Annotated in this window: 17 protein-coding genes and 1 pseudogene; 8 read left to right on the forward strand and 10 right to left on the reverse strand. The window is 57.7% G+C overall.

Annotation, left to right across the window (positions count from 1 at the left end; all coding sequences use genetic code 11):
* Positions 1-164: 164 nt before the first annotated feature.
* The 3 genes and pseudogenes from AC1DIH_RS24770 to AC1DIH_RS24780 all read right to left on the reverse strand — a co-directional run.
* Positions 165-917 (reverse strand): annotated as a pseudogene (locus AC1DIH_RS24770) (DeoR family transcriptional regulator); the annotation flags it as partial.
* A gap of 95 nt (positions 918-1,012) precedes the next feature.
* Positions 1,013-2,518 (reverse strand): glycerol kinase GlpK, encoded by a 1,506-nt coding sequence (gene glpK / locus AC1DIH_RS24775; RefSeq protein WP_427536262.1) that lies wholly within the window; start codon positions 2,516-2,518, stop codon positions 1,013-1,015.
* Between the two features lie 86 nt (positions 2,519-2,604).
* Positions 2,605-3,447, reverse strand: a complete 843-nt coding sequence (locus tag AC1DIH_RS24780) for an MIP/aquaporin family protein (protein WP_477773637.1) — start codon at positions 3,445-3,447, stop codon at positions 2,605-2,607.
* A gap of 369 nt (positions 3,448-3,816) precedes the next feature.
* Here AC1DIH_RS24780 and ybaK point away from each other — a divergent pair, with 369 nt between their 5' ends.
* Positions 3,817-4,287, forward strand: a complete 471-nt coding sequence (ybaK, locus tag AC1DIH_RS24785) for a Cys-tRNA(Pro) deacylase (RefSeq protein ID WP_054593814.1) — start codon at positions 3,817-3,819, stop codon at positions 4,285-4,287.
* A gap of 241 nt (positions 4,288-4,528) precedes the next feature.
* Complete coding sequence (locus tag AC1DIH_RS24790) at positions 4,529-5,311, forward strand: PhzF family phenazine biosynthesis protein (protein WP_477773638.1); 783 nt, start codon at positions 4,529-4,531, stop codon at positions 5,309-5,311.
* Between the two features lie 115 nt (positions 5,312-5,426).
* Here the strand turns inward: AC1DIH_RS24790 and AC1DIH_RS24795 are convergent, their stop codons facing one another.
* Both AC1DIH_RS24795 and argF read right to left on the reverse strand, forming a co-directional pair.
* The gene (locus AC1DIH_RS24795) at positions 5,427-6,536 is read right to left on the reverse strand and encodes an ABC transporter ATP-binding protein (RefSeq protein WP_477773639.1); all 1,110 of its coding nucleotides are present in this window, start codon (positions 6,534-6,536) and stop codon (positions 5,427-5,429) included.
* Positions 6,533-7,453 (reverse strand): ornithine carbamoyltransferase, encoded by a 921-nt coding sequence (gene argF, locus AC1DIH_RS24800; protein WP_477773640.1) that lies wholly within the window; start codon positions 7,451-7,453, stop codon positions 6,533-6,535. Before argF ends, AC1DIH_RS24795 begins: the two co-directional genes overlap by 4 nt.
* A 415-nt stretch (positions 7,454-7,868) precedes the next feature.
* Between argF and AC1DIH_RS24805 the strand changes: the two genes are divergently transcribed.
* The 3 genes from AC1DIH_RS24805 (at position 7,869) to grxD (ending at position 10,829) form a co-directional block, all read left to right on the forward strand.
* Positions 7,869-8,159, forward strand: a complete 291-nt coding sequence (locus AC1DIH_RS24805; RefSeq protein ID WP_477773641.1) for a hypothetical protein — start codon at positions 7,869-7,871, stop codon at positions 8,157-8,159.
* 124 nt (positions 8,160-8,283) lie between these two features.
* The gene (locus AC1DIH_RS24810) at positions 8,284-10,392 is read left to right on the forward strand and encodes a molybdopterin oxidoreductase family protein (protein WP_477773642.1); all 2,109 of its coding nucleotides are present in this window, start codon (positions 8,284-8,286) and stop codon (positions 10,390-10,392) included.
* Positions 10,393-10,487: 95 nt separating this feature from the next.
* Positions 10,488-10,829, forward strand: coding sequence for a Grx4 family monothiol glutaredoxin (gene grxD, locus AC1DIH_RS24815; RefSeq protein ID WP_019693361.1), 342 nt, complete (start codon positions 10,488-10,490; stop codon positions 10,827-10,829).
* Between the two features lie 107 nt (positions 10,830-10,936).
* Here grxD and bfr read toward each other — a convergent pair whose 3' ends face one another.
* On the reverse strand, positions 10,937-11,410 hold the full coding sequence (bfr, locus tag AC1DIH_RS24820) for a bacterioferritin (protein WP_019693360.1): 474 nt from the start codon (positions 11,408-11,410) through the stop codon (positions 10,937-10,939).
* A 198-nt stretch (positions 11,411-11,608) separates the two neighbouring features.
* Positions 11,609-11,827, reverse strand: a complete 219-nt coding sequence (locus AC1DIH_RS24825; protein ID WP_477773658.1) for a bacterioferritin-associated ferredoxin — start codon at positions 11,825-11,827, stop codon at positions 11,609-11,611.
* A 316-nt stretch (positions 11,828-12,143) separates the two neighbouring features.
* Between AC1DIH_RS24825 and AC1DIH_RS24830 the strand changes: the two genes are divergently transcribed.
* On the forward strand, positions 12,144-12,746 hold the full coding sequence (locus AC1DIH_RS24830) for a peroxiredoxin (protein ID WP_019693358.1): 603 nt from the start codon (positions 12,144-12,146) through the stop codon (positions 12,744-12,746).
* Positions 12,747-12,820: 74 nt separating this feature from the next.
* On the opposite strand, the gene rnt is transcribed toward AC1DIH_RS24830, so the two are convergent.
* Both rnt and pyrC read right to left on the reverse strand, forming a co-directional pair.
* Positions 12,821-13,495: a ribonuclease T gene (gene rnt / locus AC1DIH_RS24835; protein ID WP_103315097.1), complete on the reverse strand. Its 675-nt coding sequence runs from the start codon at positions 13,493-13,495 to the stop codon at positions 12,821-12,823.
* Positions 13,492-14,538, reverse strand: coding sequence for a dihydroorotase (pyrC, locus tag AC1DIH_RS24840; RefSeq protein WP_123584130.1), 1,047 nt, complete (start codon positions 14,536-14,538; stop codon positions 13,492-13,494). The genes rnt and pyrC overlap by 4 nt, the downstream gene beginning before the upstream one ends.
* Positions 14,539-14,694: 156 nt before the next feature.
* Between pyrC and AC1DIH_RS24845 the strand changes: the two genes are divergently transcribed.
* Positions 14,695-15,603 carry a flagellar protein MotY gene (locus AC1DIH_RS24845; protein WP_477773643.1) on the forward strand — a complete coding sequence of 303 codons (909 nt, stop codon included), beginning with the start codon at positions 14,695-14,697 and terminating at the stop codon, positions 15,601-15,603.
* A 129-nt stretch (positions 15,604-15,732) separates the two neighbouring features.
* Complete coding sequence (locus AC1DIH_RS24850) at positions 15,733-16,950, forward strand: argininosuccinate synthase (protein WP_019693354.1); 1,218 nt, start codon at positions 15,733-15,735, stop codon at positions 16,948-16,950.
* 199 nt (positions 16,951-17,149) lie between these two features.
* On the opposite strand, the gene AC1DIH_RS24855 is transcribed toward AC1DIH_RS24850, so the two are convergent.
* On the reverse strand, positions 17,150-17,809 hold the full coding sequence (locus tag AC1DIH_RS24855; protein WP_477773644.1) for a hypothetical protein: 660 nt from the start codon (positions 17,807-17,809) through the stop codon (positions 17,150-17,152).
* Positions 17,810-18,087: the final 278 nt, after the last annotated feature.

Here is an 18,087-nt window from a genome sequence, read left to right on the forward strand (position 1 = left end):
CATTTGCGAAAATAGTAGCGCATAAATTCGGGCGTAACCAGCCGGCTTCGATTGAAAATTCTGATCGAAGGGTGGGGAAAGGAAAATTTTCGAACATTACGGTCTTCGGCTGAGCGCGGAAGGTATGGAGAATGGGCGGCCGTATTCGCGAGCAGGCTCGCTCCCACAGGGTCCGTGCAGATTTTGTGCTGGCTCAGCAGTTGCGCCAATGCCGGAACTGGCGCGTGGTCGGTCACCAGGCAGTCGATCAGGCTGATCGGCCCCAGGCGGACCATGGCGTTGCGGCCGAACTTGCTGGAGTCTGCTGCCAGCAGGACTTGCCGGGCGTTGGCGATGATCGCCTGGGAGACCCGCACTTCCTGGTAGTCAAAGTCGAGCAGGCTGCCGTCTTCATCGATACCGCTGATGCCGACCAGTGCAAAGTCGACCTTGAACTGGTTGATGAAGTCGACGCAGGCCTGGCCGACTACGCCGCCATCACGGCGCACGTTGCCACCGGCCAGCAGGACTTCGAAGTCATCCTTGGCGCTGAGGATCGAGGCGACGTGCAGGTTGTTGGTGATCACCTTGAGATGGCTGTGATTGAGCAGCGCCCGGGCGATGGATTCGGTGGTGGTACCGATATTGATGAACAGCGAGGCGTGATCGGGGATTTGTGCGGCGATGGCTTCGGCGATGCGCTGTTTTTCATCGCGCATCTGATCGGCGCGCATGGCGTAGGCGGTGTTTTCGACACTTGAATCGTAAGCGGCGCCGCCGTGATAGCGACGCAGCAAATTCAATTCCGCCAATTGATTGATATCGCGGCGGATGGTCTGCGGTGTAACAACAAATAGCTGAGCCATTTCCTCGATGCTGACGTAGCCGCGTTCGCGGACCAGTTCGAGGATTTGCTGCTGACGGGGAGGCAGATTCATAGGGCTTCCTTTGGGCTGCCGTGCAAAATTTGCCCATGATGCCGTACGAATCACCTCCCTACCAGTTACATACCGATACGAATCCGCTACTTGGCTTATTCAGCGCCTTCGTGCGGTTCCCAGTCGCGGGTGCGGCTGACGGCTTTTTTCCAGCCGGCGTAGAGTTTTTCCTTCGCCGTTTCGTCCAGTTGCGGGTCGAACTCGCGCTCGATCACCGCCTTGCCGCGCAGTTCGTCCAGGCTGCCCCAGAAGCCGCAGGCCAGGCCGGCCAGGTAGGCAGCACCGAGTGCAGTGGTTTCACGCATTTGCGGGCGCTCGACCTTGGTACCGAGAATGTCCGCCTGGAATTGCATCAGGAAGTTGTTCGCGACTGCACCGCCGTCTACACGCAGTGCCTTGAGTCGTTCGCCGGAGTCGTGTTGCATGGCGTCGAGTACGTCGCGGGTCTGGTAGGCAATCGACTCCAGTGCAGCGCGAATGATGTGATCGACGCGTACGCCGCGAGTCAGGCCGAACAGTGCGCCACGGGCATACGGGTCCCAGTACGGGGCGCCGAGGCCGGTGAAGGCCGGTACCAGGTACACGCCGTTGCTGTCCTTGACCTTGTTGGCGAAGTATTCGGTGTCGTGAGCGTCGTTGATGATCTTCAGCTCGTCGCGCAGCCACTGAACGGTGGAGCCGCCGTTGAATACCGCGCCTTCCAGTGCATAGGCGACTTCGCCGCGCGGACCACAGGCGATGGTGGTGAGCATGCCGTGCCGGGATTTAACCGCTTTGTCGCCGGTGTTCATCAGCAGGAAGCAGCCGGTGCCGTAGGTGTTTTTCGCCTGGCCCGGTTCAACGCACATCTGGCCGAACAGCGCGGCCTGTTGGTCACCGGCAATACCGCCGATGGCGATGCCGCTCTTGGTGTGGCCATAGATTTCTGACGACGACTTGACCTCCGGGAGCATCTCGCGCGGGATGTCCAGCACTTCGAGCATCTTCGCGTCCCACTCCAGGGTGTGGATGTTGAAGAGCATGGTGCGCGAGGCGTTGGTGTAGTCGGTGACGTGGGTCTTGCCGCCGGTAAATTTCCAGATCAGCCAGCTGTCGACGGTGCCGAACAGCAGCTCGCCTTTGCGTGCGCGTTCGCGGCTGCCTTCGACGTTGTCGAGGATCCACTTGAGTTTGGTGCCGGAGAAGTACGGGTCGGTGACCAGGCCAGTGGTTTCGCTGATGTATTGCTCGTGGCCGTCGCGCTTGAGTTGCTGGCAGATCTCGGTACTGCGGCGGCATTGCCAAACGATTGCGTTGTAGATCGGTCGGCCGGTGGTCTTGTCCCAGACTACAGTGGTTTCACGCTGGTTGGTGATGCCGATGGCCGCCACCTGATCGTGATGCAGGCCGGCTTGTGCCAGGGCCTCGACCATCACGGCGCTTTGGGTCGCGAAGATTTCCATCGGGTCGTGTTCGACCCAGCCGGCCTGCGGGTAATGCTGGGCGAATTCACGTTGTGCAGTGCAGACCACGTTGGCGTCACGGTCGAAAATGATCGCCCGGGAGCTGGTCGTGCCCTGATCGAGGGCAATGATGTAGTTCTTATTCTGAGTGTCGGTCATGTCGATTGCCTTGGACGAAATAAGGGAGTGGGTCGGGGCGCGTGCTCAATGGTGGGCAGGATCACGCGCTACCGCTTTCAGGAAATTCATGCTTTGCCGTCAATGGCCTGTACTGCATCCTTTATCGCAATTACGGGGCTTGGCAGGTGACGGGCAATCAGCCCGCGATACGCTGCCGCGCCGAGGCAGGCACCAACGATCGGTGCAAAAACCGGAATCAGGAAGTACGGAATATCACGTCCGCCAGTGAAGGAAATTTCACCCCAGCCAGCGAAGAAAGTCATCAGTTTAGGACCGAAGTCGCGTGCCGGGTTCATCGCAAAACCGGTCAGCGGGCCCATCGAGCTGCCGATGACGGCGATCAGCAGACCGATCAACAGTGGCGCCAGCGGGCCTTTAGGCAGGCCATTGTTGTCGTCGGTCAGGGACATGATCACGCCCATCAGGATGGCGGTGATGATCACCTCCACCAGAAACGCCTGGGCTGTCGACAGGGCAGGGTTCGGGAACGTGGAGAACACCGAGGCCAGTTCGAGGCTGGCTTGTGTGCCACGAACCATCTGGTGAGTTTGTTCGAAATCGAAGAACAGGTTGCTGTAAAGCGTGTAAACCAACAACGCTGCGCAGAAGGCGCCAGCGACCTGGGAGAAGATGTAGAGCGGCAGTTTACGCTTCTCGAAATCGGCAAAAATGCACAGCGCGATGCTGACGGCCGGGTTCAGGTGAGCGCCGGAAACGCCCGCGGTCAGGTAGATCGCCATGCTGACGCCGATCCCCCAGATGATGCTGATTTCCCATAGCCCAAAGCTGGCACCCGCGACTTTGAGCGCGGCAACGCAGCCTGTACCAAAAAAGATCAATAAGGCAGTACCCAGGAACTCGGCCATGCATTGGCTCGAGAGCGATGGTTGTTGCGATGCAGTTGTCATTGAAAACCTCGTTTTTGTTGTTGTTGGGCGCTCTTCTCGAAATGGTCGGAGCGCGATTTTCACCGAGGCAGGATCCCCATCCTGATCTCGGCCTACTGCCGGGTACTACGCAGAAACGTTTATTCATTATTCAGATTCGAAAAAATATAGACAAGAAATGCTGATGTCAAAGGTCGAAAGTGAACCATTAGTCATATTTAAACTATTAATCGAGTGAATGATCATTTGGATGGCCCGGGGAAGCGGCTGGACTTTGTGCCGCATTTGGCTGTTTCTGAGGGGGCAGGGGCCGGTAATAGAGCCTTTTGCTCGGTGATGGCCTAGAATCCAGCGCAGTATTTTTCTGCTATCGCCAGGCTTGGAGCTGCCATGACCCCCGCATTGGATCTGTTGAAAAAAGTTCGTGCCGAACATCGTGTGCACAGTTATGAACATGATCCGAAGGCTGCGTCCTACGGTCTGGAGGCAGCGGAAAAGCTCGGGCTGGATCCGGCGCAAGTGTTCAAAACGCTGTTGGCCGCGAGTGAGAAGGGAGAGTTGCTGGTGGCCGTCGTACCGGTCGTCGGAAGTCTGGACTTGAAAGCGCTGGCACATGCCGCCGGGGTGAAGAAAGTCGAAATGGCTGATCCCGCCGCCGCGCAACGGGCCACCGGTTACTTGCTGGGGGGCATCAGTCCGTTGGGGCAGAAGAAGCGTTTGCGCACGTTCATCGATAACAGTGCGCAGCCTTTCGCGAGTATTTACGTCAGCGCTGGCCGGCGTGGCCTTGAGGTCGAGTTGGCAGCGACGGTGCTGGCCGAGCACACCCAGGCCAAATTCGCCGATATCGGCCGGGCCTGACTGCCGCGCTGTATGGTGAAAATCGGCGGGTTCTGTCTCTGGTTGCCGGGTAATGGCTGATGCATGCTCGCCTTCGCCTAGGCTCTGTACGAAAACTGCCTGCACGTCGACCAGGCTGCGTTAAAAACAGGCTCGGAATGCTCATTTAGGGGCCTAAACTCCGCTTCCTCGCCTGTTTTTGCCTTGCCTGATCGCCGTTCGGCGAGTTTTCGTACAGACCCTAACAAGAAGGAGAACCCTCATGCAGCTAGCGTTTCATCAAGTCGACGCGTTCAGTGACCAACCGTTCAGTGGCAATCCGGCAATGGTCTATCGGCTCGACGCCTGGCTCGCCGATGACTTGATGCAAAAAATCGCCGCTGAACACAACCTTGCCGAAACTGCGTTTGTGGTGCGCGAGGCGCAAGGCTGGCGTATCCGCTGGTTCACGCCGACCACCGAAGTGCCGTTGTGCGGCCATGCGACGCTGGCCAGCGCCTATGTGTTGTTCGAGGTCTATAAAGAACCGGTCGAGCGCCTGGACTTCATCAGCAAGTCCGGCCCCTTGAGTGTTAGTCGGGAAGGCGAGCGACTATGGCTGGACTTTCCGGCGATTGAACTGCGCGAAGTCGGCGTGACCCTTGATGTAGAGCGAGCGCTGGGTGTGCAGGCGGTTGATGTGCTGGGTTCCAACGAATTGTTCGTGGTGCTGGAGTCGGAGCAGGCGGTGCTCGATTGCAGGCCGGACATGGCTGCGCTGGCGAAGCTGCCTTGGCCCGGTGCGATCGTGACTGCGCCGGGTTCGCGGCATGATTTCGTCTCGCGGTACTTCGCACCGGCCATCGGTATCAACGAAGACCCGGTCACCGGCTCGACTCATTGCAGCCTGATTCCGTACTGGGCGCAGCGTTTGGATAAATCGAGCCTGACGGCGTATCAGTGTTCGGCGCGGGGCGGGGCATTGTTCTGCCGCCTGGAAGGGGATCGGGTGAAGATTGGGGGGCATGCGACGCTGGTGGCCAGCGGGACGTTGATGCTCGGCTGACGAAGGCCTACTGTGGGAGCGAGCCTGCTCGCGATGGCGGAGTATCAGTCGACATCATCGTTAACTGACGCGCAGCCATCGCGAGCAGGCTCGCTCCCACATTGGTCCGCTGTGTTCAACTGGCAGCGCTGTACCGACGAACTCCGGACTCTGCCGCTGGAATATGCGCCGCTGTGCTGCCGGCCGCCTGGAACAGCACCAGGTGCTCGGCGGCCACGCGAATGCCGACATCGGCGCCGACCAGGTGATCGGCATGGCTCGGGAAGATCGATTCCAGTTGGCTGCCGGTCGGCAACTGCAGGCGATACAACGTCGATGCACCCAGAAAGGTCTTGCCAACGATCCGTGCCTTCAGTGGGCTGTCGGGCGCGTAAACGATATCGTCCGGGCGCAGCAACACATCCACCGCGCCACCGGCAGGCCAGGTGTACGCACGATTACCGCGCAGTACACCCAGTTCGGTCTGTACCGATTCCGGGGTCTGCAGCTGACCGCGAATGAAATAGCCCTGACCGATAAAGCTCGCCACAAACGGTGTTTGCGGTTCGTGGTAGAGGTTGTAAGGCGTGTCCCACTGCTCCAGTCGACCTTCCTTGAACACGCCAACCTGATCGCTGACGGCAAAGGCTTCTTCCTGGTCGTGAGTCACCAGAATCGCACTGGTACCACGGGCCTTGAGGATCTCCCGGACTTCATAGCTGAGCTTGCGGCGTAGTTCGCCATCGAGGTTGGAGAACGGTTCGTCGAGCAACAGCAGTTGCGGCTCCGGTGCCAACGCCCGGGCCAGTGCAACACGTTGTTGCTGGCCGCCAGAAAGTTCGTGGGGGAAGCGCTTGCCGAGGTGCTTCAGGTTGACCAACTCAAGCATCTCTTCGGTGACGCGATCCTTCTGTGGATGCTTGCGAATGCCGAAGGCGATGTTCTCGGCCACGCTCAGGTGCGGGAACAGTGCGTAGTCCTGGAACACCATGCCGATCCGACGTTTCTCCGGCGCGAGGGTGAAACCGGCGCTGGAGATGGTTTCACCGGCCAGCTGGATTTCCCCTTCGTGAACCGGCTCAAAGCCTGCAATCGCCCGCAGCGTGGTGGTTTTGCCGCAACCGGAAGAGCCGAGCAGGCAACCGATGTCACCGGCATTGAGGTGCAGGTTGAGGTTCTGGACGACCCGCTGGTCCTGATAACCGCAGGCCAGATTACGCACGTTCAGCAGTAATGGATGACTCATGCGTGGTGATATGCCGGCTCAACGAGAAACTCGAGCAGAGCCTTTTGCGCATGCAAACGGTTCTCGGCCTGATCCCAGGCAACCGAACGCGGGTCGTCGAGCAGGTCGAGGCTGATTTCTTCACCGCGGTGGGCGGGCAGGCAGTGCATGAACAACACGTCCTCGGCAGCCAGATCGAGCAAGGCTCGATTAACCTGGAACGGTGCGAACAGCTTGAGGCGCTTGGCGGTTTCTTCTTCCTGGCCCATGGAGGTCCAGACGTCGGTGCTGACCAGATGTGCGCCGCGTACTGCTTCCCGAGGATCGCGGACGATGGTCACCCGATCGCCGGCCTTGGCCACGAATTCAGGGTTTGGCTCGTAACCTTCAGGGCAAGCGACGCGCAGCTGGAAGTCGAACTGGATGGCGGCTTCTATATAGCTGTTGCACATGTTGTTGCCGTCGCCGATCCAGGCCACGGTCTTGCCCTGGATCGAGCCGCGATGTTCGAGGAAGGTCTGCATGTCGGCCAGCAACTGACACGGGTGCAAGTCATCGGACAGGCCGTTGATCACGGGCACGCGCGAGTTGGCGGCGAATTCGGTCAGGGTGCTGTGGGCAAAGGTACGGATCATCACCGCATCGAGCATGCGCGACATGACGATGGCGCAGTCGCCGATCGGTTCGCCGCGGCCCAGTTGGGTGTCACGGGGCGACAGGAAGATCGCCTGGCCGCCAAGCTGGATCATGCCGGCCTCAAACGACAGCCGGGTGCGCGTCGAGGATTTCTCGAAGATCATCCCGAGTACGCGATTTTTCAACGGCTCGAACAGTACGCCGCGGTTACGCAGGTCTTTGAGCTCAATGCCTCGACGGATCACGCTGACCAGCTCTTCGGGCGTGCAATCCATCAGGGAGAGAAAGTGCCTTGCGCTCATCATTGACTACCTTTTTGCAACAGACCGCAGATACTCAAAGCCTTGTTTAACTGAAAAACGGGCGAGACCTGCGGCGAAAGCCGCACGGGGCGACGAAATAGGGGAAGACGCGATATTGACATTAAATGTCGCGTCTTACCAATAGGGCTACGGTTTTTAGGGGATTTCAGAGAGGCTACGGGATAACCGCAGTAGCGCTTTTGAAGCCTGTTTCCTGACAGCAGCGACCTCTTTGTACACTGCCCTCGCGCGCCTTGGCAATCAAGCGGGGCGGGCAAAGCGCAGTCTCGGTCGGTTTCTGACCTGTCGGGCAGGGTAGTTGCAGGCAGGATCCAGCCTGCCTTCGCTTGAAACATTTGCTAATGCAAAGTGCTGGGTTATAACTAAGTCACGAGTGACACAGGAAGCCTTTGGAATGGAATCGAAAGAACAGCAATTGCTGGAACTGCTGGGTCTCACGGCGCGCACCCTGACTCATCTGACCGCTTCCATGACCTCAATGTCCTTTGAGTTGATGCGCAGCGAGGATGAGGTAACCAAGGCTGCAGGTCGACGGATGATCGACCGCATGGCCACCGTCAGCGCCGGGCTCGACGAGCACTGGCGGCTGATCGGCGAACTCACGGGTGTGCACATTGCCCAGGAGCAGATCGAAACCATCCAGGAAATCCAGCTTCAAGCGCCCTCCAGCCTTCCCCAAGGCTAATATCGGCGGGCCTGATGGGCCTCGATTCACAAGACGAACGTCGCTGGCGCAGCGCTCGGTCACAGCCCATAGTTTTGTTCCCGCAACCGGATGCCGGTTGCCTCGAATAAAACAGAGAATGGCCATGACCAAGACTCTTCATCACCGTGCCTGCCACCTGTGTGAAGCCATTTGCGGCTTGACCATCGAAACCACCGCATCCGACGACGCTGGCGTGCAAATCACCTCGATCAAGGGTGATCCGCAGGACAGCTTCAGTCGCGGCCATATCTGCCCCAAGGCGGTGGCGCTGCAAGATATCCAGAACGACCCCGACCGCCTGCGACAGCCGATGCTGCGGGTCGGCAGCGAGTGGCAAGCGATCGCCTGGGACGAGGCATTTGCACTAGTGGCCGAACGCCTGTCTGCGATTCAGGAGCGCCATGGTCAAAACGCCGTGGCGGTTTATCAGGGCAATCCCAGCGTGCACAACTATGGGTTGATGACCCACAGCAATTACTTCCTTGGCTTGCTCAAAACCCGCAACCGTTTCTCTGCAACCTCGGTCGATCAATTGCCTCAGCATCTCACCAGCCATTTGATGTACGGCCACGGTTTGCTGCTACCGATACCGGACATCGATCACACCGATTTCATGCTGATCCTGGGCGGTAATCCACTGGCCTCCAACGGCAGCATCATGACCGTACCGGATGTCGAAAAGCGCTTGAAGGCGATTCAGGCCCGAGGCGGCAAAGTGGTGGTGGTCGATCCGCGTCGCAGCGAAACGGCAGCGATTGCCGATCAACATATATTTGTCCGTCCAGGCGGTGATGCGGCGCTGTTGTTCGGGTTGCTCAATACCGTATTCGCTGAAGGCTTGAGCCGCGACAGTCATTTGCCGGTAGACGGGTTGGAGGAGGTTCGTCAGGCCGTCGCATCCTTTAGTGCCGAGGCCATGAGCCCGCTGTGCGCCGTGCCGGCCGAGCAGATTCGTCAGTTGGCGCGAGACTTCGCCGCCGCGAAGACCGCCGTGTGCTATGGCCGTATGGGCGTTTCGACCCAGGCGTTCGGCACCTTGTGTCATTGGTTGGTGCAACTGATCAATCTGGTCACCGGCAACCTGGATCGGGTCGGCGGTGCACTGTGCACCGAGCCTGCCGTTGACCTGGTGGCATCGACCTCGGGCGGGCATTTCAATCGCTGGCAAAGCCGCGTGTCTGGCCGTCCGGAATACGCCGGTGAGTTGCCAGTCTCGGCGCTGGCCGAAGAGATGCTCACCGAAGGCGAAGGGCAGGTGCGGGCGTTGATCACCGTAGCCGGTAACCCGGTGTTGTCGACGCCTAATGGCCGGCAACTGGAGCAGGCGCTGGACGGGCTGGAGTTCATGCTCAGCATCGACCTGTATATCAACGAGACCACGCGTTATGCCGACTTGATTCTGCCGTCGACCTCGGCGCTGGAAAACGATCATTACGACACCACGTTCAATATGTTCGCGGTGCGCAACGTCAGCCGTTTCAACCGGGCAATCCTGCCCAAGCCCGACGGTGCGCTGCACGATTGGGAGATTTTCGTCGGTCTGGCCCAAGCCTTTGCGGCGAAGACTGGCAAAGAGCTGAAGCCGACGATGCCGCCGGCGAAGATGATCGACCTCGGTTTGCGAGCCGGGCGCTATGGTGATGCGTCGCCGCATAAACTGTCGGTGGCTAATTTGTTCGATCATCCTCATGGGGTCGACCTTGGTGCTCTTCAGTCAAACCTGGCACCGCGTCTGAAAACCGCCAACCAGCGCGTGCAGGCGGCGCCGCCGGAGATCCTGGCCGACCTTGCGCGGTTTGCCGCATTGCAGGCGCCGGCTGCCGATGAGCTGTTGATGATCGGCCGCCGCCATGTGCGCAGCAATAACTCATGGATGCATAACTACCACCGTCTGGTGAAAGGCAAACCGCGTCATCAGTTGCTGATGCACCCGGACGATCTTTCCAGTCGCGGGCTCAGCGATGGGCAGCGGGTGCGGGTCAGTTCACGGGTCGGGGTAATCGAAGTCGAAGTGCTGAGCAGTGTCGAGATGATGAAAGGTGTGGTCAGCCTGCCGCACGGTTGGGGCCATGCCCGGCCGGGCGTGCAGATGACCATTGCCATGGGCCAGCCAGGCTCCAGCGCCAATGACCTGACTGATGAGCGCCAGCTCGATGAGTTGTCCGGAAACGCGGCGCTTAATGGTGTACCGGTGACCGTCGCGGCAGCGTAAGTGTCTGTCGGGGAGACCGAGCATGGCGCTCGGCTTTCCGTTACAATGCGTCACCGTGCCGACAACTGAGTCGGAAAGTTCAGCCGAGGTGCTCCATGGATATCATTGAAACTATTAAAGAGCAGATTGCTAACAACACCATTCTGCTTTACATGAAAGGCTCGCCGAATGCCCCACAGTGTGGCTTCTCCGCGAAAGCCGCTCAGGCCGTCATGGGCTGTGGTGAGAAGTTCGCTTACGTGGATATCCTGCAGAACCCGGAAATCCGTGCCAACCTGCCAAAGTACGCCAACTGGCCAACCTTCCCGCAATTGTGGGTCGCTGGTGAGCTGGTCGGTGGTAGCGACATCATGACTGAAATGGCCGCTGACGGTTCGTTGCAGGCCCTGATCAAAGACGCTGCGGCCAAAGCTGCTGCTGGCAAGACCGAAGCCTGATTGATAGGCAGCAGCGGCCGTCTGGCCGCTCTTGCTGGTAATAAAAAGCCCCGCCTCTCGTAAGAGGGCGGGGCTTTTTTATTGAGTCGAGATCAGTGCCGTAGAACTTACTCGTCGCCCATCTGCGATTGCAGATAGTTCTCAAGACCGACTTTATCGATCAGGCTCAGTTGAGTTTCCAGCCAGTCGATATGCTCTTCTTCGGATTCGAGAATGTCTTCAAGCAGTTCACGGCTGCCGAAGTCCCCGACTGTTTCGCAATGAGCGATAGCCACTTTGAGGTCGGCATGGCCAGTACGCTCGATGCGCAGGTCGCACTCAAGCATTTCCTTGGTGTGCTCGCCGATGTGCAGCTTGCCCAGGTCCTGGACGTTTGGCAGGCCTTCGAGGAACAGGATGCGCTTGATCAGCTTGTCCGCGTGTTTCATCTCGTCGATGGATTCGTGGTACTCGTGCTTGCCGAGCTTGTTCAGGCCCCAATCTTCATACATGCGTGCATGCAGGAAATACTGATTGATTGCGACCAGCTCATTGCCAAGAATCTTGTTGAGGTGCTGGATAACCGTGATGTCGCCTTTCATGTGGGGTCCTGCCCTTTAATTACCCTATAGGCGGCGAAGTTTGAGCCGGGTAGTTGTTAGTGTCAAACCTAAGTTATTGAATACTATATGAAAATTAATCGGAATAAGAATGTTTGTGTTCCGCATCCTAACGCTAAGCGATTGAATTACAGGCATAAAAAAACCGGACGCTAAGTCCGGTTCTTTAAAATGTACTATTTACGCTGCCGAAAATTCTACGGTGTAGGGGATCGCCGCCTGGCTCAATTGCAATTCGGCCAAGGTTTCGCGTACCACTTGCTTGGCAAGGCAGGCGCATTTTCCGCACTGGCCGGCAACGCCGGTGGCCTGGCGTACCTCGCGGTAGCTGCAGCAACCTTCATAGATCGCATCGCGGATTTTTCCGTCGGTGACACCAGTGCAAAGGCAGACATACATAAATTGAGAACCGTCGTGGGTTATGGCTCGGTTGCGACGGATCTTAATGTTAACGAGAATGATTGTCAAAGTGGTTTCGGCAGGCTTTACGCCAGAGCAGCGATTGCCTGACGAACGGCATAATGCGGCCCGGGATGGTGTCAATAAGCCTGCGCCGAGGTTTTTGATGTCGTTGTAAAAAGCGCTAAGGACAGGCGAAAAACGCGGTGTATGATGTGCGGTCTTTGCGAAGGGCACTCGAGTCATGAACCTGTCGTTTGTTCGCGACAGACTGGTTCGATGCCGTTCTTCACGCCACCACACCAGGAGATATCCAATGAGCGTACTCGTAGGCAAACAAGCCCCTGACTTCACCGTACCGGCCGTACTCGGCAATGGCGAAATCGTTGACAGCTTCACCCTGTCCTCGGCCATCAAAGGCAAATACGGCCTGGTGTTCTTCTACCCACTGGACTTCACCTTCGTCTGCCCGTCCGAGCTGATCGCTCTGGACCACCGCATGGCTGACTTCAAGGCACGCAACGTTGAAGTGATCGCTGTTTCGATCGACTCGCACTTCACCCACAACGCCTGGCGCAACACCCCGATCAATGCCGGCGGCATCGGTCAGGTTCAGTACATCATGGCTGCTGACATGAAGCACGACATCGCCAAGGCCTACGACGTTGAGTCCGAAGGCGGCGTGGCTTTCCGTGGCGCATTCCTGATCGACGACAAGGGCGTTGTTCGCTCGCAAATCGTCAACGACCTGCCACTGGGCCGTAACATGGAAGAGCTGATTCGTCTGGTCGACGCCCTGCAATTCCACGAAGAGCACGGCGAAGTTTGCCCGGCCAACTGGAAAAAAGGCGACAAGGGCATGACTGCTTCGCCAGAAGGCGTTGCTGCTTACCTGACCGAGAACGCTGGCAAGCTGTAAGCCACGCGTCAGGCATAAAAAAACCGGCCGCTGAGGCCGGTTTTTTTATGGGCGGGATAAATCCTGCGACTGAATCAGTCGTTGAAATCTTCCCAGCCGCCCATTTGTTTCCAGCGATTGACGATGCCGCAGAACAGCTCGGCAGTCTTCTCGGTGTCGTAGCGAGCCGAGTGGGCCTCGCGACCGTCGAAGTCGATATCGGCAGCCTGGCACGCTTTGGCCAGGACCGTTTGACCGTAAGCCAGACCGGCCAGTGTCGCGGTGTCGAAGCTGGAGAACGGGTGAAACGGATTGCGCTTCATGTCCAGGCGCGTAACGGCGGCATTGAGGAAGCCCAGGTCGAAGCTGCTGTTATGGCCGACCAGGATCGCCCGTTTGCAGCCGTTGGCTTTCAGCGCCTTGCGTATGCCACGGAAGATGTCGGTCAGTGCCGCTTCTTCACTCACGGCCATGCGCAGTGGGTGATCGAGCTTGATCCCGGTGAACTCCAGCGCCGCGGCTTCGATGTTGGCGCCTTCGAACGGTTCTACACGGAAGAAATAGGTGTGATCGGGGTACACAAAACCTTTTTCGTCCATGCTGATGGTCGTGGCGGCAATTTCCAGCAAGGCGTCAGTGGCACAGTTGAAACCACCGGTTTCAACGTCGACGACAACCGGCAAGTATCCACGGAACCTGGCTGCCATCGGGTGACGTGAACCACCTCCGCCTGAACTTTCCTGTTCGTCGTCGAAATGGTCTTCACTCACGCGTGTTCCTCCAGCAGGCGCCAGCGCAGTTTTTCACCGGCGCGCAGCGGGATGACAGTCAGCTCGCCGAACGGCAGGCTGGTTGGGGCGGTCCATTCTTCGCGGACCAGGGTAATGCGGTCGGTGTTCGCCGGCAGGCCGTAGAAGCGCGGGCCGTTGAGGCTGGCGAAGGCTTCGAGCTTGTCCAGCGCATTGCGCTGTTCAAAGGCTTCGGCGTACATCTCGATCGCGGCATAAGCGGTGTAGCAACCGGCACAGCCACACGCGGCTTCTTTGGCGTGTTGGGCGTGCGGGGCCGAGTCTGTGCCCAGGAAGAACTTCTCGCTGCCGCTGGTAGCGGCGTCAAGCAGGGCGACCTGATGGGTATTGCGCTTGAGAATCGGCAGGCAATAGAAGTGCGGACGAATCCCGCCCACCAGCATGTGGTTGCGGTTATACAGCAGGTGGTGAGCGGTGATGGTTGCGCCAACGTTGGCCGAAGCCTCGTTGACGAACTGCACGGCATCGCGGGTGGTGATGTGTTCGAACACCACTTTGAGCGTTGGGAAGCGCTCCACGACCCGACGCATGTGCTCGTCGATGAAGATTTTTTCGCGGTCGAAGACATCGACGTCGCCGCGGGTGATTTCACCGTGAATCAGCAAGGGCATCCCGACCTCGGCCATGGCCTCGATCGCAGGGAAGATCTTGTCGATGCTGGTAACACCGGAATCCGAGTTGGTGGTCGCGCCAGCCGGATACAGCTTGGCGGCGTGAACGAAACCGCTGGCCTTGGCCTCGCGAATTTCATCGGGTGTAGTCCGGTCGGTCAGGTAAAGCACCATCAACGGTTCGAAACGGCTGCCGGCCGGGCGCGCAGCGAGAATGCGCTGGCGATAGGCGTCGGCTTCAGCGGCGTTACGCACCGGTGGTACCAGGTTAGGCATGATGATGGCGCGACCAAAGGTGCGCGCGACATCCGCGACAGTATTGGGCAACACAGCACCATCGCGAAGATGAATATGCCAGTCGTCGGGACGCAGCAGGGTCAGGCGGTCGGACATTGGGGATTCCAGGCGGGTCAAACTCAAGGGAATGCTACCGGAAAAGACTCATCCAGGCACTCGCTATCAAGTTTTGCAGCAAGCAACCGATATGACAAAGGTATGCCGTAATCATGTGTATCGGTCTTTTTGTTGTAGAAGCCAGTGGAGCCTCCCGTGCGCCAGCGTTATTTAGCCTTGCTCAGCGTGTTTGCCAGCCTTCCTGCCATGGCGCTCACTTTCCAGACGCGTCTGGAGAGCATCGAGTGGACGGTCGAAGGCGACAAGTTCGAATGTCGCCTGAGCCAGCCGATTGCCGATTTCGGCTCGGGCGAGTTCGTGCGGCGCGCAGGCGAACAGGCCACCTTTCGTCTGAAGGCCTACAACCCGATGATCGCCGGCGGTTCGGCGACGTTGCTGGCCGCCGCTGCGCCTTGGCAGCCGGGGCGCGGCGATATCAATCTGGGGTCGGTCAAGGTTGGCAGCGGTGATGTGCTGTTCAACAGCTCGCAACTCCAGGCTGGACGCCTTATCGGCGGTTTGATGGACGGTCGCAGTCCGCTGATTCGTCATTATTCGCGCGATGGCGGAGTGTCGGAAGTCCGTTTGTTGCCGGTCAGTTTCAGCAAGGCCTACGCCGATTATCAGGCGTGTGTCGCCAAGTTGCTGCCGATGAATTACGAGCAGGTGAAGCAGGCTGTGGTTGGTTTTCCGGGCGGTGGTATCGATCTGGACGCGCAGGCCAAGGCCAAGCTGCAGGTCATGCTGAACTTCATGAAGGCCGACCCGACGGTCAATCACATCGAACTCGACGGTCATTCCGATAACAGTGGCAATCGCCTGACCAACCGTGACCTGTCCCGGCGCAGAGCGCTGGCGGTAATGGACTTCTTCAAGGCCAATGGCATTCAGGAGTCGCAAATCACGATGCGTTTTCACGGCGAGCGTTATCCGTTGGCCCCCAACACCAACACCGCCAATCGGGCGAAGAATCGCCGGGTCAACGTTCACCTTGAGCGCGTTGCACCCACCGATAAACCGGCGCCGCAAGTCAGCTCGGCAAGCAGTGCCGCAACGACCTCCTGAACCGGCTGAAATCGTCGCCCGCTCGACATAATCTGTCGCTTCGTCATCATAAGCTGTCGCGCCTCTGTAATTTATCCTCTCGCAGCGGTAGACTTCTCGGCTTTCCGTAGAACCCCGTGGAGTGATGGCATGGCGGACGTAAACAAGGTCGTTCTGGCGTATTCCGGCGGCCTGGACACTTCGGTGATCCTCAAGTGGCTGCAGGATACTTATAACTGTGAAGTGGTGACCTTTACCGCTGACCTGGGTCAGGGTGAAGAGGTCGAGCCGGCCCGTGCCAAGGCACAAGCCATGGGCGTAAAAGAAATCTACATCGACGATCTGCGCGAAGAATTCGTGCGTGATTTCGTTTTCCCGATGTTCCGCGCCAACACCGTTTACGAAGGCGAGTACCTGCTGGGTACTTCCATCGCTCGTCCGTTGATCGCCAAACGCCTGATCGAAATCGCCAACGAAACCGGCGCAGATGCCATTTCCCACGGCGCGACCGGCAAGGGCAACGACCAGGTTCGTTTTGAACTGGGCGCCTATGCACTCAAGCCAGGCGTGAAAGTAATTGCCCCTTGGCGTGAGTGGGACCTGCTGTCGCGCGAGAAGCTGATGGATTATGCGGCGAAGCACGCGATCCCGATCGAGCGTCACGGCAAGAAAAAATCCCCGTACTCGATGGACGCCAACCTGCTGCACATCTCCTATGAAGGCGGCGTGCTGGAAGACACCTGGACCGAGCACGAAGAAGACATGTGGCGCTGGACTGTCTCCCCGGAGAACGCTCCTGACAAGCCGCAGTACCTGGAGCTGACCTACCGCAACGGCGACATCGTTGCACTGGACGGCGTCGAAATGACTCCGGCTACCGTGCTGGCGACCCTGAACCGTATCGGTGGCGAACACGGTATCGGCCGTCTGGACATCGTCGAGAACCGTTACGTCGGCATGAAGTCCCGTGGCTGCTACGAAACCCCGGGCGGCACCATCATGCTGCGTGCTCACCGGGCGATCGAGTCGATCACTCTGGACCGCGAAGTGGCTCACCTCAAAGACGAGCTGATGCCTAAATATGCCAGCCTGATCTACACCGGTTACTGGTGGAGCCCTGAGCGTCTGATGCTGCAACAGATGATCGATGCTTCCCAGGCGCATGTGAATGGCGTGGTTCGCCTGAAGCTGTACAAAGGCAACGTGATCGTTACCGGTCGCAAGTCTGACGAGTCGTTGTTTGACGCCAACATTGCTACCTTCGAAGAAGATGGCGGCGCCTACAACCAGGCTGATGCAGCCGGCTTCATCAAGCTGAACGCTTTGCGTATGCGCATCGCCGCAAACAAAGGCCGCAAGCTGTTCTGATGCGGTTGGCATGATCGACGATTGTGGCCCCGTTTGTAACGGGGCCACAATGTGATCGAAGAATTCGTGTGTGGCTGTTTGTCTCCTGAATCCGTGTCGCCAGGACTTGGTTTTTTAACTTCCTGGATTGTCGGTACCCCCCCCTTTCTGTTCTGTCTCTGTCAGAGACTGTTTACTCGTCCACTGTACTGGGTCGGTGTCAGTGCCGGCTGACGACGGTCACCGCCAAGGTGCTCAAGTTATAACTCATGTAAAAAGACTCTTTGGATTCCAACGCTTTTGCATCTGATTTTTTGAGTGCTCTTTCGTTAATCAAATGTTCCGACTCGCCGCTCGTTAGAAAGACGATCACTTCACGGTGGTGGTGTTTCCTTGAATAGAGCAAGCTCATCAAACTGTCGATATCTTTCTTTTTGCGAATCCATCGTGCATCAATGATCCGTATGCTGTGTATTGACGCAGGTAAAGACACCGGGTGTTGGGTCGAAAGGTTCGCGATGAAGGTTATATAGGCGGGTGGAGCGGGCGCGCTCTGAAGCAGATAGTCGGGTTTACGTCCTTTGATTGAGTAGGGTTGATTGTCCTCTTCAACAGGGTCGTTGATGGGGGTGTCTCTGTTTTTTTCTGGTCGAGTAGCATCGTCGATGACTTTTACAAACTGCTTGCTCTTTTGAAAATCAGAAGGCGCATACAGCGATTTGTAGTTAAAGTTGAGTGTGATAAAAAATAAAAAGATCAGGTAAAAAGGGAAACTGATCAGAAACCAGATGTAAGTCTGGCGCTCCTCGTTGTCAAGAAAAGGCAACGATACGGCTGCCGACGTTTCGGAGAGCGTCGCGAATATTGCAATTATGGTCATTGGGTTGGATATTTTTTTTGAGTTTTTGTCATTTTGATTACTCGTTGAATAGTGATCTATAGTGAATTCCTTGTGGGTGAAAATATTAAATGGTAGTGGTTGTCGGGTATTGATTTATTACTTTTTGTAAAGGTTTCGTAGGCCGGTCTGCTTTGCAGTTTTATCACTATTTTTAACGGATCAATAGCCTTGTTTTAGTGTGATTAATGTAGACGGGTGAAAACGGGGTGTTTTGATAATAGACTCATGTTTCATGAATGGCCGGGGTGGCGTGTGTA

This window comes from Pseudomonas sp. 05N36, assembly GCF_056397385.1.

Excerpts from the sequence above, each read along its gene's own strand:
- bfr (WP_019693360.1), bottom strand. The coding sequence starts at position 11,410 with ATGAAAGGCGACATCACGGTTATCCAGCACCTCAACAAGATTCTTGGC.
- AC1DIH_RS24795 (WP_477773639.1), bottom strand. The coding sequence starts at position 6,536 with ATGAGTCATCCATTACTGCTGAACGTGCGTAATCTGGCCTGCGGTTAT.
- grxD (WP_019693361.1), top strand. The coding sequence starts at position 10,488 with ATGGATATCATTGAAACTATTAAAGAGCAGATTGCTAACAACACCATT.
- pyrC (WP_123584130.1), bottom strand. The coding sequence starts at position 14,538 with ATGTCCGACCGCCTGACCCTGCTGCGTCCCGACGACTGGCATATTCAT.
- AC1DIH_RS24810 (WP_477773642.1), top strand. The coding sequence starts at position 8,284 with ATGACCAAGACTCTTCATCACCGTGCCTGCCACCTGTGTGAAGCCATT.
- AC1DIH_RS24825 (WP_477773658.1), bottom strand. The coding sequence starts at position 11,827 with ATGTATGTCTGCCTTTGCACTGGTGTCACCGACGGAAAAATCCGCGAT.
- argF (WP_477773640.1), bottom strand. The coding sequence starts at position 7,453 with ATGAGCGCAAGGCACTTTCTCTCCCTGATGGATTGCACGCCCGAAGAG.
- AC1DIH_RS24830 (WP_019693358.1), top strand. The coding sequence starts at position 12,144 with ATGAGCGTACTCGTAGGCAAACAAGCCCCTGACTTCACCGTACCGGCC.
- ybaK (WP_054593814.1), top strand. The coding sequence starts at position 3,817 with ATGACCCCCGCATTGGATCTGTTGAAAAAAGTTCGTGCCGAACATCGT.
- AC1DIH_RS24780 (WP_477773637.1), bottom strand. The coding sequence starts at position 3,447 with ATGACAACTGCATCGCAACAACCATCGCTCTCGAGCCAATGCATGGCC.
- AC1DIH_RS24790 (WP_477773638.1), top strand. The coding sequence starts at position 4,529 with ATGCAGCTAGCGTTTCATCAAGTCGACGCGTTCAGTGACCAACCGTTC.
- AC1DIH_RS24855 (WP_477773644.1), bottom strand. The coding sequence starts at position 17,809 with ATGACCATAATTGCAATATTCGCGACGCTCTCCGAAACGTCGGCAGCC.
- AC1DIH_RS24850 (WP_019693354.1), top strand. The coding sequence starts at position 15,733 with ATGGCGGACGTAAACAAGGTCGTTCTGGCGTATTCCGGCGGCCTGGAC.
- glpK (WP_427536262.1), bottom strand. The coding sequence starts at position 2,518 with ATGACCGACACTCAGAATAAGAACTACATCATTGCCCTCGATCAGGGC.
- AC1DIH_RS24805 (WP_477773641.1), top strand. The coding sequence starts at position 7,869 with ATGGAATCGAAAGAACAGCAATTGCTGGAACTGCTGGGTCTCACGGCG.